At 38.8% G+C, this 15,299-nt stretch carries 13 protein-coding genes; 11 read left to right on the top strand and 2 right to left on the bottom strand.

From position 1 onward, the window contains the following. Positions 1-61: 61 nt before the first annotated feature. A complete protein-coding gene (locus tag VB693_RS20105) occupies positions 62-403 on the bottom strand; it encodes a hypothetical protein (protein WP_323267797.1) in 342 nt (113 codons plus the stop codon). A gap of 1 nt (position 404) precedes the next feature. Continuing rightward, positions 405-983 (bottom strand): phycobilisome protein, encoded by a 579-nt coding sequence (locus tag VB693_RS20100; protein ID WP_323267796.1) that lies wholly within the window; start codon positions 981-983, stop codon positions 405-407. 25 nt (positions 984-1,008) lie between these two features. Between VB693_RS20100 and VB693_RS20095 the strand changes: the two genes are divergently transcribed. The 11 genes from VB693_RS20095 to VB693_RS20045 all read left to right on the top strand — a co-directional run bounded on the left by VB693_RS20095 (position 1,009) and on the right by VB693_RS20045 (position 15,292). After that, positions 1,009-1,218 (top strand): hypothetical protein, encoded by a 210-nt coding sequence (locus tag VB693_RS20095; protein WP_323267795.1) that lies wholly within the window; start codon positions 1,009-1,011, stop codon positions 1,216-1,218. Positions 1,219-2,557: 1,339 nt separating this feature from the next. After that, entirely contained in the window at positions 2,558-4,600 is a 2,043-nt protein-coding gene (locus VB693_RS20090) for a nucleoside-diphosphate sugar epimerase/dehydratase (protein ID WP_323267794.1), read from the top strand. A gap of 37 nt (positions 4,601-4,637) precedes the next feature. Continuing rightward, positions 4,638-5,900 carry an oligosaccharide flippase family protein gene (locus tag VB693_RS20085; protein ID WP_323267793.1) on the top strand — a complete coding sequence of 421 codons (1,263 nt, stop codon included), beginning with the start codon at positions 4,638-4,640 and terminating at the stop codon, positions 5,898-5,900. Next, positions 5,860-7,062: a glycosyltransferase family 1 protein gene (locus VB693_RS20080; protein WP_323267792.1), complete on the top strand. Its 1,203-nt coding sequence runs from the start codon at positions 5,860-5,862 to the stop codon at positions 7,060-7,062. The genes VB693_RS20085 and VB693_RS20080 overlap by 41 nt, the downstream gene beginning before the upstream one ends. Next, entirely contained in the window at positions 7,031-8,506 is a 1,476-nt protein-coding gene (wzy, locus tag VB693_RS20075) for an O-antigen polysaccharide polymerase Wzy (RefSeq protein WP_323267791.1), read from the top strand. The genes VB693_RS20080 and wzy overlap by 32 nt, the downstream gene beginning before the upstream one ends. A gap of 57 nt (positions 8,507-8,563) precedes the next feature. Further along, a complete protein-coding gene (locus VB693_RS20070) occupies positions 8,564-10,240 on the top strand; it encodes a glycosyl hydrolase family 28-related protein (protein ID WP_323267790.1) in 1,677 nt (558 codons plus the stop codon). A gap of 354 nt (positions 10,241-10,594) precedes the next feature. Continuing rightward, entirely contained in the window at positions 10,595-11,782 is a 1,188-nt protein-coding gene (locus VB693_RS20065; RefSeq protein ID WP_323267789.1) for a glycosyltransferase family 4 protein, read from the top strand. Beyond that, on the top strand, positions 11,779-12,918 hold the full coding sequence (locus tag VB693_RS20060) for a glycosyltransferase family 4 protein (protein ID WP_323267788.1): 1,140 nt from the start codon (positions 11,779-11,781) through the stop codon (positions 12,916-12,918). Before VB693_RS20065 ends, VB693_RS20060 begins: the two co-directional genes overlap by 4 nt. A 269-nt stretch (positions 12,919-13,187) precedes the next feature. Further along, positions 13,188-13,910, top strand: a complete 723-nt coding sequence (locus VB693_RS20055) for a sugar transferase (RefSeq protein ID WP_323267787.1) — start codon at positions 13,188-13,190, stop codon at positions 13,908-13,910. A 12-nt stretch (positions 13,911-13,922) separates the two neighbouring features. Further along, entirely contained in the window at positions 13,923-14,615 is a 693-nt protein-coding gene (locus tag VB693_RS20050; protein WP_323267786.1) for a WbqC family protein, read from the top strand. An 8-nt stretch (positions 14,616-14,623) separates the two neighbouring features. Beyond that, positions 14,624-15,292: a PIG-L deacetylase family protein gene (locus tag VB693_RS20045; protein ID WP_323267785.1), complete on the top strand. Its 669-nt coding sequence runs from the start codon at positions 14,624-14,626 to the stop codon at positions 15,290-15,292. Positions 15,293-15,299 lie beyond the last annotated feature (7 nt).

The following is a 15,299-nucleotide window of genomic DNA, read 5'->3' as shown; positions in this document are numbered from 1 at the left end:
CGCTGAGGACGTTTTCAATTTCGTGAAGATTTAGCGAGCTAACATTAGTAAAAATGTCAACTTAGGACAACTCTTCCTGATTAAATAGTTCTAACAAACCAATTGTGCCTACAAAAAAAGTATAAATACCATAATGTAATGGTGTCCTGTTTTTTGCAGGTGCATAAGTAGTTGCTATTACTGCTTCTAAAAAATGGGTTGTGATAACAATTCGCCCTATCCAAAGAATTATATTTAAATGATTTAAAATTTGCTGGTTATTTATTAGCAGATAATCATTCCATAATTCTAAGAGAATTGCTCCAGTCGTAACCACTATAGATATGATTTTTATAAAAATAAATATCTTGGGGTTGACTTTTTGAAAAACCTGATTATAAAGAAATAGTTTGATATTAACCATATTAAAATCGCTTTAATTGCTCAATCAAATGATCGAAATAGGGGGCTATCTGGGCTTGTTGGTCTGGTTCAACTCGCTTTAAACTGGCAGTCTTAATACCTTCTAGTCCTACCACCATTGCATCTAACGGCACTTGCAACTCTTGATACAGCAGTTGCATATAGTGCAATCCTTCCGTGCTGGTGTAGTCAGTATGCTGTCCAGCGATGCCATAGGTAATACAGCGCAGGAAGTGCCAAAAATCACGCCAGCAGGCATCTGCCCTAGCGGCTGGGTAGAGTCCGCCACCGGGTTGAGTGATGTTAGGGAATGTTTCCAATACCTGGGTTCTGGCTTCATCTACAATTTCATTGACGCGATCGCGCATTTCCCTAGTTACTATAACGAATGCTGTGCTTGATGGCACAAGCTGCTGAATTTGCTGTAAATCTTCATCTGTGAGGTAGCGTCCCTCATCATCTGCCGCCTGGAATCGCTGAATTATTGCCAGAGGATGGGTACTCTGCCAGGTAGCAAAACTGACAATTCGAGCTTTCTGGATCAATTCTTGAACGGCTGCACTTAGGGTTGGCTTCGTCACGTTGCTTTGCTCCGAAATCAAGGCCATGGAACAAAATATATTTTCCCATGTTTTGGGGCGATCGCCGGATATGAGTTCTGACTTTTCATTTGAAAGCGTCGCGGCTGCGGTTACGTTTGACCCGTTTGACATCGCCAGGCGATCGCTTCACAACAGTTTTACCGTCTTGGCGTATTTTCTCTACCCGTTTAACTTCCCTAACTTCGTACTCAATCAGGGGTTTACCATCAACTAGAAATACTTCAAACGGATAAATCCAACCGAGCAGCCTAAAACTCGTACCCGCAAGCCAAAACCAAACTGACTAAAAATCTGGTTGTAAGATTTGAAGCATTTATGATCAAGGATGGTTTAAATTTCCGACTCAAGTCGCTGCGTATGGGGTCGGCAATACCGTAATGCTTGGCAGCTGATGAATTATATTTGTTATTTATCATCTTCCAGGCTACGCGACATTCAGCGATTTTTACAGCGTAGCACTGATTTTCAAATTCCTCACTGGGGATTCACCATACATAGTTATAGCGTTCAGGTTAATCCATAACGCTCATTCTCCCTTCACTATCACCTGTCCCCTGTCACCTAATCCAACTACCATGTTCTCAATGACTCTGTTATTCCTACTCATTCTGTTTAATTACTACTCATACTTGATTTAAAAGCTATCCAACTGTGTCATTCTAATCACACAATAAAGCCTCAAAGCATTGCTTTTTCGTCTTTAGATTCTATTATAAAAATCAGCTATGTAATTTGAACCACATAAACATCTATAAAGGTTTAATGTCCTTATACATCTTTAATTCTATGTTCAGAGTAATTTGTTTTGCAACTTCATATTTTTGCTAAATATTATTCATCTGAGTGGCTAAAAATTGAAGTTTTGATAAACATAAATCAAAGATTGCTTTATTCTTTTATTTTCGATTCTTTGCCAAGTTGGCGAGACTTAATCGATTATCTTCTGGTAAAACAATAATGTCTTTAGTTAAGTCCTGCACCATTTATTTTCATACAATATATCAATCAAAGTATAAAATAAGCCAATTTTATACTGTCTTCCTAACGGTCTTTTTGCTATGTAACGTTGAGGAAACTAATATTAGTATGAGATACCTCATGTTCAGAGGAATTTATATAGCGTTTCTCGGTTGAGTGAGGTACAAAAACCCCACCCCCAACCCCTCCCCGGAAGCAAGGAGGGGATTATGACTACCTCATCTAATTAAGAAAAGCTATATATGATTTTCAGTACACTAGATAATGGATAATTAATTTATCTGAGACTCATGTTTATTGACAGCCCATCATTGACTTGAAGAAGAATTTAGAAGTCAGAATAGCTTAAAAGCTATGCTTAGATAAATCAGTACAAAGAAGTGGGGTATTAAAACTCACCACTTTCTACAAAATTTTTCACTAATTGAAGACCAGTTGTAGAGTAAGGGTTTTAATCCTCTATCCCTCTACGAACTGGACTCCAATTCATACTGTAGCTTTTTGTGTGGAAAGGTTAATCTGACAACTAACGCATATATTCTTTGTTGATAAATCATCTAGAGGCTTGCACGGGTATGAATGACTTATTTTTGAATTACCATCAGTGGGTACAAAAACCCGTTAACCATTTCTTGAAAAGTTTTTTAAATCTCAGAAACAAATACTTAATTATCATTGATAGTATTATCTTTGTCATTACACCATTGTTAGCTTTATTCCTATCTTCAGATGGCACAATAGGTCTACGAACATATATATCTGAGCTAGGAAGAGTCACAATAATTTTCTTATTCGTCAAAATAATTGTCTTGTGGAATTTGCGTTTTTATAGATTTTACTGGCGTTATGCCAGTATTGAAGAACTAATAAATATCATCTTGTATATGGGCATTACGACGGTTATCCAAATGTTGATATTTTATAATTTGGATTTACTACCGTATTTCAATATAGCTAAATTGCCACCATCAATACCATTAATTGACGGCTTGCTTTCCTGTATTCTCGTTGGTGGAGTACGTTTCAGTATTCGGATTATAGAAAGAACCAGGCAAAAGTATACAGTATTTTCTTTACAAGAGCGTGTCCTAATTGTGGGTGCAGGTAATGCAGGAATCGACCTCGTGGAAGAAATGCAAAGAAATCCGCAATTAGGGTTTAATCCTATTGCTTTTGTTGATGATGATCCACAGAAATTACACGCCAAGATTCGCGGGATTAGCGTAGTAGGCGATCGCTACACTATTCCTAACATTGTACAATCTCTGCAAATTCAGAAAGTTATCATTGCCATGCCAACAGTTGCAGGTAAAATTATTCGAGAAATCGTCGATATTTGTCAAGCAACTGGCATCCAAACTAGCACTTTACCAGGAATACATGAAATCCTCAATAATCGGGTCAGAGTAGACAGCATTCGAGACGTGAGAATTGAGGATTTACTCAGACGAGAACCAATACAGACAGATATTGAAAGAGTATCTCAATTTCTTAAAGGTAAGGCGGTACTAATCACAGGTGCAGGAGGATCAATTGGTAGCGAACTTTGCCGTCAAATTTGCAAATGTCGTCCTGCCAAAATTATGCTGATGGGACACGGAGAAAATTCTGTTTTTAATATCCAACAAGAATTAGAGCAGCTAATTTACATACTCAAAAAAGATGTAAAAGCACAACAATATACACCTCAAATTTCTAGCTTTATTGGTGATATTCGCTGTAGAGAACGACTAAAATACGCGTTTGAAAAATTTCAGCCTGACGTAATTTTTCATGCCGCTGCTCATAAGCACGTCCCCCTGATGGAATTAAATTCACCAGAAGCAATCACTAACAATGTGTTGGGAACAAAAAATCTCTTGGATATGGCACTAGAATATGATGTGCAGAATTTCGTGATGATTTCCACTGATAAAGCTGTGAATCCAACTAATGTCATGGGAGCGAGTAAGAGAGTTGCAGAAATGCTAGTGCTGCAAGCTGCCAAAGATAGTGGGAAACCTTATGTTGCAGTCCGTTTCGGTAATGTTTTAGGCAGTCGCGGTAGTGTTGTTCCTACTTTTAAAAGACAAATTGCCGCAGGTGGACCAATAACAGTTACGCATCCAGATATCTGCCGTTATTTTATGACTATTCCTGAAGCCGTACAATTAGTGTTGCAGGCAGCAGTCGTTGGGCATGGTGGTGAGGTTTTCATGCTAAATATGGGTCAACCTGTGAAAATTGTGGACTTAGCAAAAGAATTAATTCATCTTTCTGGGTATGAAGTCAATAAAGACATAGATATTGTATTTACAGGATTACGACCCGGAGAGAAATTATTTGAAGAACTGTTTATTGACGGGGAGGAATATGAGCCAACTCAACATGAGAAACTCATGATTGTGAAAAATGCCAGTCGAATCTTGCCAAAAAATCTAGCCATTAATGTAGAAGCATTATGTTCTGAAGCTAGAAATAATAATCCTAGTTCTATAATTTTTCTTCTAGAGAAATTAGTGGCTGGATACAAACATGAGCAAGAAAAAACTTTTATTCCATACACAAATAATACCAGTTTGGCTAGCTCTAATTCTAAAGTAAATATCTTAGCGACTATAGAGACTAAAGGTGTGTAATAGGTTGAAAAAGTAAGCACTAATTCCTCAAAAATGTATGTTAAGAAATAAGCCATTAACATTACGAAAAAACTTCTCTTGGACATTCATTGGTAATTTAGTTTATGCAGGCTGCCAGTGGGGAATGCTCGTAGTGATGGCTAAACTCGGCAGTCCAGAGATGGTGGGGCAGTTTACGTTGGGGCTTGCAGTCACCGCGCCCGTAATTATGTTTACAAATCTCCATTTGCGATCTGTGCAAGCAACGGATGCTAAAAAACAATATCTATTTAGTGATTACTTAGGTCTTAGACTAATCTCAACTGTGCTGGCTCTTTTGATTATTGCCATCATTATTTTGTTAGGAGGATATCGATGGGAAACCATTTTAACTATCTCGCTCATCGGTCTAGCAAAAGCATTTGAGTCGATTAGCGACGTATTTTATGGGTTGATTCAGCAGCAGGAACGGATGGATCGAATAGCCCTATCACTAATGCTCAAAGGTCTTCTATCACTACTATTTCTGGCAATTGGAATATATATATCTGGCAGTATTTTGGGAGGAGTAGCAGGTCTAGTCTTGGCTTGGGGTCTGGTGTTGTTTGCCTATGATATTCGCAGTGGCTTCTTAATGCTCAGGCGGAAGTCACAGTTACAACCATGCTGGCATCGGAAAACTATTACCAAACTGGTATGGCTCTGTTTGCCTTTGGGATGTGTGATGATGCTCATTTCACTCAATAGCAATATTCCACTCTATTTTATTGAGCAATATCTAGGCGAACGGGAACTAGGAATTTTTTCCGCCTTAGCCTATTTGATGGTGGCAGGAAATATGCTAGTCAATGCTTTAGGAGATTCAGCCACACCTAAACTAGCCAAATATTACGTCGCAGGCGATCGCCAAGGTTTTCGTTCACTCTTACTCAAGTTGGTGGGTATTGCAGTTCTCATTGGCGGAACAGGTGTATTAGTGGCGATCTTTGCTGGAGAGCAAATTCTTACACTGCTATATCGATCTGAATATGCAGAGCAGAATAATTTGTTTGTCTGGCTAATGGTGACGGCCGGAATGAACTATATATCCTCCTTTTTAGGCTACGGAATGACCGCAGCCCGGTATTTTCGGATTCAAATACCTTTGTTTATTACCGTAGCTAGTATCTCTGCAATAGGTTGTCTGTGGTTGTTGCCAAAACTGGGATTGCTAGGAGCGGCGATCGCTTTGTTACTAGCAGCTACAGTGCAAGCTTTGATTAGTTCGGGAGTAATTATTTATGTATTACACAAGCAACAAAGTCATACCTCAAGAATATGAAAAACTAGCCGTTCAGCGTCCTATACGTGTACTTCATGTTGTAGGGGGGATGAATCGAGGCGGAATTGAAACCTGGTTAATGCACGTCCTGCGCCACATTGATCGCGATCGCATTCACATGGATTTTTTAGTCCATACTACCGAGCCTTGTCATTATGATGACGAAGTACGTCAGCTTGGTAGTCAAGTTATTCCCTGTCCTAATCCGACAAATCCCTGGTTCTATGCCCATAATTTCCGGCGTATTCTGCACCAACATGGTCTTTACGATATCATTCACAGTCATGTTCATCATTACACCGGCTTCATACTTTACTTAGCACAGTTGGCCGGTGTGCCTGCCCGTATCGCCCATAGCCATTTAGATAGCTCTTACCAAGAAACTAAGGCTAAATGGCAGCGCAAGTTATATTTAGCTTTCATGAAACAGTTGATTACTCATCACGCTAGTGTTGGTTTAGCGTGTAGCCAAGATGCAGCTGTAGATTTATTTAACTCTGGCTGGACAACTGATCCTCGTTGGCAACTTCTTTATTGTGGTATTGACCTCAAACCATTTCAAGAGGTCATCGATACTGGCACAATTCGCACTGCATTGAGTATACCTGGGGATGCTTTTGTCATTGGTCATGTCGGTAGATTTGAGCCGCAAAAAAATCACAAATTTCTCATAGAAATCGCTGCCGCAGTTGCCCAAAAAGAACCAAAGATGCGTCTGTTGCTAGTCGGTCAAGGTTTCTTACGGACAGAGATTGAGCAACAGGTGGTTGAATCAAATTTAGTTGACAAAGTGATATTTGCAGGTACTCGATCTGATGTTCCCCATCTGATGCGAGGCGTTATGGATCTCTTTCTATTTCCCTCCCTCTACGAAGGGCTACCCATCGTCGGACTAGAAACTCAAGCGGCTGGACTACCCATAATTATGTCTGATGTGATTCCCAGAGAGCTAGATCAAGTAGAGTCACTAACACAACGCCTCAGCTTATCTCAACCTGCATCTGTATGGGCTGAAGCAGTTTTAGCCGCACGAAATGCTCGGAGACACGACAGTCAAAACCGTAGTTTAGCATCCCTAGAAAAAAGCAAATTCAATATTAAATACAGTGTAGAAAGTCTCATAAAAGTTTATGAAAATCAATACTATCAAACCAAATCATAAACACGCAGAAATTATAATTGCGGCTCATTTGTTTATGATGATAATTTTGATTATCTTCCGTTTACTATATGAGCCATTTGATTCTCAACCAGAGTCACTAATCCCCCTCTTTTCTTGGGTAGTTTGCATTCAAATTATTTGGTCTTTTTGGTCATGGTATACTCTCGCGGAAAGTTTATTCAATCCTTATCTGTTATTTTTACTATCAGCATTTCTCTTCAATGCTGGACAAGCATTCATAGAAATATTTCATCTGAATAAAGATGGATTATTAGGAGGGTTTGATTTTATTAGATTTTCTTCCATCACTTTACTAGATTCTTTATTTCTAGTTATATTGTCACTAGGGGCATGGCACTTAGGAGCATTAATCAGTTTTGCTCAATCTCCAGCGAATGAACAAAAAATTAGCCCCAAATCACAAGCATTTTATATAAGTAGCAAGTCTTCTTATAGAGTTGGAATTTTCTTGCTTAGTATATCCTTATTTCCTGCCATCTATACCATCAGTAATAATTTATCACTTGTCATGGCTTCCGGTTATTCTGGGTTATACCAAGTAGAACACGCCACAAGTGTTGGTGCTATACCTAATATATTGACGGCTTTTCTGATTCCTTCAGCTCTCTTTATATTAGTCGGAAGTAAGTATCAAAAAAAAGCAAAGTTTATATCTATAGCTATCGTCCTTATTTACTCAATTATCCAGTTTATTTTGGGTCAGCGAAATCAAGGAGTAATGCCATTAATTAGCTTTGCTTGGCTATGGCATCATGTGATTTACCCAATTCCTAAAACTTTATTGCTGGCAGTAGGTTCTGTAATCATGTTTATTATTATTCCTTTGATTGCAGTGATTAGAAATATTGGCTCTCAAGACCGATTATCAATTGATTTTCTAATCGAAACATTTGCGAATATAGATAATCCTATAGTTGCAGCAATATCAGAAATGGGAAGTTCTATGTTGACAGTAGCTGCCACTTTAGACTTAGTTCCAAATGTGAGAAATTTTCAAATGGGAACTGATTATTTATACGCCTTACTCACGCTAGTACCTAATTATTTCGGAGCAATTCACCCAACGGTAGCACGAGGTATCCCTGAGCAATGGTTGGTCGAAGAAATAAATCCCTACTTTGCTATGCACGGTGGTTCTTATGGATTTTCTTTCATCGCTGAAGCTTATCTTAACTTTGGTTGGATTGGAACACCAATTGCTTTAGGAATAATGGGGTTTCTGTTTGCAAAATTCACATTATGGATATCTAAATCTGGTGAACCAGCAAAAATGGCAATGCTTGCTAGTTTTCTTTCTTTTTTCTTGTTCTTTCCTCGTGCCGAATCTGCTTTATTAATCCGCCCTCTATTATGGTATTCATTTCTGCCTTATTGGATTGTGTCTTGCTTAAGCAAAAAGACATATAAAAGACTAGCAAGATGATTTGTATGAGGCAGACTTTACTTAATTTTACTAAGTTATTCAACTCTAGAGAATACTATGCTTTTTAAAATTTCAAATCCCTGGAAAATTGTGGTATTTTTAAGCCCTATATTTTTAGTAACTCTAATTATTTATTTTCCTGGATATTTGACTAAATGTACTGATTGCGAACAGAATAATAAGCATCAAATATGGCAGAATAAAATGGACAAATTAAAATATGACGAATTAAAAATAACAAATTTTATTCATCAACCAATTCCAGATTCTAATTATCAGATAATTCTTTCTCAACAATCAACCAAGCCCAGATTAGAAGTTTCTGTTAAGAAATTTGGTGCTGTTGGTAATGGTAGCTTCAATGACACACCTGCAATTCAAGCAGCAATTGATGCAGTTGCTAAAGCTGGAGGGGGAGTTGTCTTTTTCCCAAGTGGTACTTACAAAGTCAGGATTAACCCATCAACATCACAGGCGATTACGATTCGGCCGAATGTGACAATCCAGGGTGCAGGAAATGACAAAACTATGATTCAGCTAGCAGATAACCAAGGTAGTTATAACGCAATACTGGCAGGAGAAAAACCCAACTCTGATCTATCTAATTTTGCTATGTATGACATAGGCATTGATGGTAATGGTAGTAATAATCCTGTGAAAGCAGAATCAGATTTGACTGACGACAGAATGAGGTATGCGCTACGAATTTTTGTAGGTTCAAAAATTGAGATCGCTAGATGCCGATTTAAAAATCAAAATAATGCTAACACTATCACAGTTAATAATGATTCTCTAGTCTCAGATGTCACAATCAAGCATAATATTTTTGAATTAATTGGTGGCGGACTGATAGACTATGATCATTCCACCATTTATAGTCATGGCAAAAATATAGAAATATCTCATAATTCTTTTTCTTCCAGAAATGGCGCGGGTACTAATGGAGCAAGAACGGCAATTGAAATACATGGAGATAAACATACTGTCAAAAATAATATTATTAATGGTTTTACTAACGGTATCAATGTAACTGGTTTCGCGACAAGTTCAAATAATCAGATCATCACGGATAACACAATAAAAGATGCCTATAATGGTATAGTAATATGGTCATATTTGCATCAGCCGCAAAAGAATGAATATGCACTTGATAATATCTTGATTTCTGACAATAAAATTACCCTGAATATTGATGGTTGGCGGAAATTATGGGGTGAGACTCCGAGTTCAGGTATTTCATTAGAACCAAGTTCAGATGCACCATTCACAAATCTGAATATTGTGAATAACGAGATATCTTTTACCAATTTTATCAAGAAAGGTAATGCTAGTGACAGTTTAGCAAATGGGGTCAGAATATGGAGGAGTGATTTTCCCAATATAGAGAGCCAAAATATTCTGATTTCAGGTAACAACATTAAAAACTCTCTAGCTGCTGGTATCTATATCTCTACGCCAATCAATAGAGGTGAAATATCGCAAAATATCATTGTTAATCCAGGGAGAAGTAATGGAGATTTTCATAATGATTACCGAGCAGCAGTTATCATTGATGGAGTTTTTGATCGTGTAAATATTAATGAAAACTTTTTAGCTGATCATCAAACAAATAATACACTTAAAGGAGGCATTATTTCATTTATCAAATGTGTAAAAGGTTGCCAGTTTCAAGGTAATAGTTTGTATGTAAAAAGTGGTGCTAAATTCCCAGTAATTAAATCTAATTCAAATTAATAAGTGCTGGTTGGATAGCCACTATTTGGAAGTTTTCAAGAAATACAGGTGACAGGAAAGAGAGAAAGATAGAGTCTCTTTTGTATTTTGCCAGTGCGTAGCTGTGCTAGTCGGCGGTAAATATTTTGCATCATTCTCAATAATCCTAGGGTGGGCAATACCGACGGCACAAAAATCATGACTACAAGTGAATTTTCAGCATTGCCTACCCTACAGAAATTGGCATTCAAGAACTAATTAAGGCAAATGTAAGCCCCAAAGAAAAAGCATAGAATCTCTTCAATTTATTAATGTATTTTACCCTACACCCTTTTGTTGATATTGCAAAAAATTTATTTTGGAGGCTATGACTAAATGAATGTTGTAGTTACACTTGAACATCGCTTTGATAGCACACCAGATGGTAAGCTATGGACACAAACAACTTTTGCACATACGTTTTGGCAGTGCTATCTGGAGGTTTTCGATCATGTGCTTGTGGTGGCGCGTGTGCGGGAAGTATCATCAGTTCCCGATGATTGGAAGCAAGCTAATGGCAAAGGAGTTTCATTTATTGCTGTACCCTACTACGTTGGTAGTTGGCAGTATCTTCTGCGATCGCAACAAATCAAACGTACCACCCGCATAGCAGTTAGTCCGAAAGATGCGGTGATTCTCAGAATTGGTTCACAGATTGCTTCTTGTATCCAACCTCTTTTACACCAAAGTGGTCATCCCTATGCAGTGGAAGTTGTCAGTGACCCCTACGATGTCTTTGCTCCTGGTGCGATGAGCCATCCACTACGGCCTTTTTTCCGTCGGTTTTTTCCTCAAATACAGAAGCAGCAATGCGCTCAGGCTATGGCTGCTGCCTATGTGACAAGACAGGCTCTACAACAACGCTATCCCTGTCCTAACTACTCAGTTGGAGTCTCTGATGTTGAACTTTCATCTGATGCCGTACAAATTGAACCTCGTCCTCTATGTCAGAGCAAGTCTAGATGGACACTCATCTTTGTCGGGACATTAGCTCAACTCTATAAAGCTCCCGATGTACTGATCAATGCCGTAGCTATTTGTCTGCAGGAGGGATTATGTCTGAAGTTAATTATGCTTGGTGAAGGCAAGCATAGAAAAGAATTAGAGGCGAAAGCCGTAGCATTGGGTTTAAAAAATCGAGTCTGTTTCCGTGGTCAGTTAGCATCTGGCGATACTGTGCGTGCAGAATTAGACCGGGCTGATTTGTTTGTTTTACCATCCCATCAAGAAGGCCTACCAAGGGCGATGGTGGAGGCTATGGCGCGAGGATTACCTTGTATTGGCTCTACAGTCGGCGGTATCCCGGAATTATTAGCGGCTGAGGATATGGTGCAGCCTGGTGATGCGAATGTTTTAGCACAGAAGATTCGGGAAGTAGTGACTAATCCTGAACGTATGGCCAAAATGTCAGCTCGTAATCTCCAGAAAGCCAAAGAGTACAAAAGTGAAGTGCTATATGAACAACGAATTGATTTTTATCGGTATGTGCGTGAACAAACAGAACTTTGGTTAAAAAAACAATGAAAAGTTTGTTAATGGTGACTACTGTACCAGATACTCTGAGTGCCTTTCTGATTCCTTTTGCTCATCACTTTCGCACTCAAGGTTGGCGGGTTGATGCGATGGCTACGGGAGTTTCTCAGAATGTGGAATGTATAAAAGCTTTTGATCAGGTTTGGGATATAGAATGGTCACGCAATCCTTTAAATCCATTGAATCTTGTTGTTGCTCCGCGTATCATCCAACAGGTAATACGGCAGGAGAAATATGATCTAGTTCATGTCCACACGCCAGTAGCAGCTTTTGTGACCCGCTATGCTCTCAAGGATTTGAATAAGCAGAACAGACTCAGGGTGATTTACACGGCACATGGTTTTCACTTCTATAACGGTGGAGAGCTTTTAAAAAATGCTATTTTCCTAACTTTGGAGAAGTTGGCTGGACGTTGGACAGACTATTTAGTAGTAATTAATCGTGAGGATGAAGAAACAGCAAAACGTTACAGATTGATTCCCCATGAAAAGATTAGATATATGCCGGGAATTGGCGTGGATTTACAGTATTACAATCCTCAAGCTGTTTCCGATGCTGAAGTTGAGCAGCTACGCCAGGAATTAGGATTAGCACCAGATACCCCATTCTTTTTATCAGTAGCTGAGTTCATTCCTCGCAAGCATCCTCAAGATGTTTTAAGGGCATTTGCTCAGTTGGCTAGACCTCAAGCCTGCTTGGCTTTTGCTGGAGATGGATTTTTAATGAATCAAATACAGAATCTGGCAATGCAACTAGGGGTGCAAAATCAAGTCCGCTTTTTGGGTGTGCGCCGAGATATTCCCACTTTAATGCGTGCAGCCACAGCTACGATACTTGCGTCTGATCGAGAGGGTCTACCCCGGTGTGTGATGGAGTCTATGTCTATGGAAACTCCTGTAATTGGCACAGATATTCGTGGAACTAGAGATTTACTCAAAGAAGGCTGTGGTTTACTCGTAAAAGTGGGTGATATAGAGGCAATTACACAGGGAATGTCCTGGATATTAGATAATCCTCAAGCAGCTCAAGCGATCGCCAAGCAAGGACGAGAACGTATAGCCAGCTATGAACTTTCGTACATTCTGAAAGAATACGAAGCTTTATATGCTGAAGCTATGTTGGCATAAATTGGGGATTGGAGGAGGGAAATGACTTTTCAGCACGCTGCTCACGCTCCACTCCGCTAACACAACTCAGCGATTATTTATCAAGTCTGCATTATATGGACTTGTCGTAGCGATCGCCTTTCGTCCTTCATGCCATTTCTAGTATTTATCTAGCAATTTGTTGTTGCATCAAAAGATTTTACCTGTCTATCTATCGCTAGCTAGATAAAGTCTGCTAGATGGCTAATAAATGCTGTTTTTTTGTTTAGTAATATCAATATATTACACACATGAACACCAAAAATATTAATGACAATATTGTCCAAATATCTGCTACGATTAATACAGATTTTTGGACAAAGAAAAAATGGCTTAAAGTTCAACAATCTTATCTAAGCATACATAAAAATATCAGGTTGCAACTGATATGTAAACGTGCGTTTGATGTTGTAATATCTTGTATAGCGATTGTTAGCTTATTTCCTATTTTCCTTCTCATCGCTTTAGCTGTTAAACTTACTTCTCCGGGTCAGATTTTATTTTGCCAGGAACGCCTAGGACAACTAGGTAAACCATTCGTGATTTATAAATTTCGCACGATGATGGATGGAGCTATTCACATCGGTGCTGGTCTTGATACATTCAAAGGTGATCCCCGCATTACACCCGTTGGTAAGTTTTTAAGGGAATATCACCTGGATGAATTACCTCAGCTTTTCAATATTTTGTGCGGAGATATGAGTTTAGTAGGGCCTAGACCGCTATTGGTTTCATCTCTAGAAACTTATAGCAATTTACAGAAAAGACGCTTATTATTACCGCCTGGTTTGACTGCTTGGGAAGCAGTAAAGGGCGGCTTATCCAACAGCTTAGAGGAACGGTTAAATTTAGATATTTGGTATGTAGACAACTGGAATTTTTGGTTAGACATCATGATTATTTTTCGCACGATTCCAGTTGTGCTGCGCCAAGAAGGTGTATACGAACAAGATAACGGTTTATCAGATAGTTAAGGTATTTAAATAATGAAAACCGCAGTGATTCACCAACCACAGTATTTTCCTTATCTGGGATTTTTTCACAAGCTAAATCAAGGTGACATTTTTGTAGCGATGGACACTGTACAGTTTGAAAGGCGTGGTCTGCAACATCGCAATAAAATCAAAACTAGCCAAGGAAGCCAATGGATAACCGTACCAGTATGTCATCGCGCCAGGGAAGAAGAATTTATCAATACAATGGAAATAAACTCTGAATTTCCTTGGTCACGGAAGCATTGGAATGCGATTGTAACAAATTATGCCCGCGCTCCTTACTTTGCTCAATATAGCTCAGGACTAGAAAAAATATTTCAGCAAGAATGGGTGAATCTCTGTGAACTCAACATGGCAATGATGAGATGGGTAATGGAAATTTTAGAAATTAATAAACCCATTGTATATATGTCTGCATTAGGGGTTGAGGGTAACAAATCTGAATTACTAATTAATATTTGTCAAGCAATAGGAGCTAATGCTTACTTGTCAGGTATTGGCGGGAGACAATATATGGATATGGCAGAATTTACCACTGCTGGTATAGATGTATTCTGGCAAGAGTTTAGTTATCCGACTTATACACAAATGTTTCCCGAATTGGACTTTGCACCTAACTTGTCAATTTTAGACACTCTTTTTTGTTGTGGTTCAGATACTAAAAAATTCTTGAATGTTTGTTGAGTCAAAAAATGAAAAATCAAGTATTGATCATTGCACCCCACGCTGATGATGAAATCTTAGGCTGTGGAGGCACAATTGCACGCTATGTAGATAATGGAGATGAGGTACATATTTTAGTAATTACCTATGGTGATCCAGAAATATACCCACCAGAAGAAGAAATACAAACTCGTCAGGAACTCAAGGCTGCTCACGAAATTTTAGGTGTATCTAGTGTGCAATTTCTAGAATTTACTGCGCCCAAGTTAGATACTTTTCCCGGTTATAAATTGGCTGATACCATTAGCAGTGTAATTCGTTCATTACAGCCCAATATTCTGTATTTGCCCCATCGTGGAGATATTCACGCTGACCACCGCATTGTTTATCAGGCTGGTATGGTTGCAGCACGCCCTATAAATGCTTGTTCTGTACGCCAGATTTTTTGTTATGAAACTCTATCTGAAACTGAATGGGCTTCGCCATTTGGTGATGAGGCTTTTATTCCTACGGTGTTTGTAGATATCACAAATTGTTTAGAGCGCAAGCTCAAGGCTATGGCTTGTTATCACAGCCAACTCAAAGAAGCTCCCCATCCCCGTTCTTTGCAGGCGATCGCTAATTTAGCACAGTTACGTGGTAGCACCGTCAGTTTACCTGCGGCAGAAGCTTTCATACTGGTGCGGGATATACATTAGGTAAAAC

The organism is Anabaena sp. UHCC 0399 (assembly GCF_034931465.1).
Taxonomy (GTDB): domain Bacteria; phylum Cyanobacteriota; class Cyanobacteriia; order Cyanobacteriales; family Nostocaceae; genus Trichormus; species Trichormus minutissimus.
This window is presented reverse-complemented; position numbering and strand designations above follow the sequence as displayed.

Bases quoted from the DNA above. Each gene is read 5' to 3' on its own strand.
- wzy (WP_323267791.1), top strand. From the start codon at position 7,031: ATGAAAATCAATACTATCAAACCAAATCATAAACACGCAGAAATTATA.
- VB693_RS20105 (WP_323267797.1), bottom strand. From the start codon at position 403: ATGGTTAATATCAAACTATTTCTTTATAATCAGGTTTTTCAAAAAGTC.
- VB693_RS20055 (WP_323267787.1), top strand. From the start codon at position 13,188: ATGAACACCAAAAATATTAATGACAATATTGTCCAAATATCTGCTACG.
- VB693_RS20050 (WP_323267786.1), top strand. From the start codon at position 13,923: ATGAAAACCGCAGTGATTCACCAACCACAGTATTTTCCTTATCTGGGA.
- VB693_RS20070 (WP_323267790.1), top strand. From the start codon at position 8,564: ATGCTTTTTAAAATTTCAAATCCCTGGAAAATTGTGGTATTTTTAAGC.
- VB693_RS20060 (WP_323267788.1), top strand. From the start codon at position 11,779: ATGAAAAGTTTGTTAATGGTGACTACTGTACCAGATACTCTGAGTGCC.
- VB693_RS20095 (WP_323267795.1), top strand. From the start codon at position 1,009: ATGGAACAAAATATATTTTCCCATGTTTTGGGGCGATCGCCGGATATG.
- VB693_RS20045 (WP_323267785.1), top strand. From the start codon at position 14,624: ATGAAAAATCAAGTATTGATCATTGCACCCCACGCTGATGATGAAATC.
- VB693_RS20085 (WP_323267793.1), top strand. From the start codon at position 4,638: ATGTTAAGAAATAAGCCATTAACATTACGAAAAAACTTCTCTTGGACA.
- VB693_RS20080 (WP_323267792.1), top strand. From the start codon at position 5,860: ATGTATTACACAAGCAACAAAGTCATACCTCAAGAATATGAAAAACTA.
- VB693_RS20065 (WP_323267789.1), top strand. From the start codon at position 10,595: ATGAATGTTGTAGTTACACTTGAACATCGCTTTGATAGCACACCAGAT.
- VB693_RS20090 (WP_323267794.1), top strand. From the start codon at position 2,558: ATGAATGACTTATTTTTGAATTACCATCAGTGGGTACAAAAACCCGTT.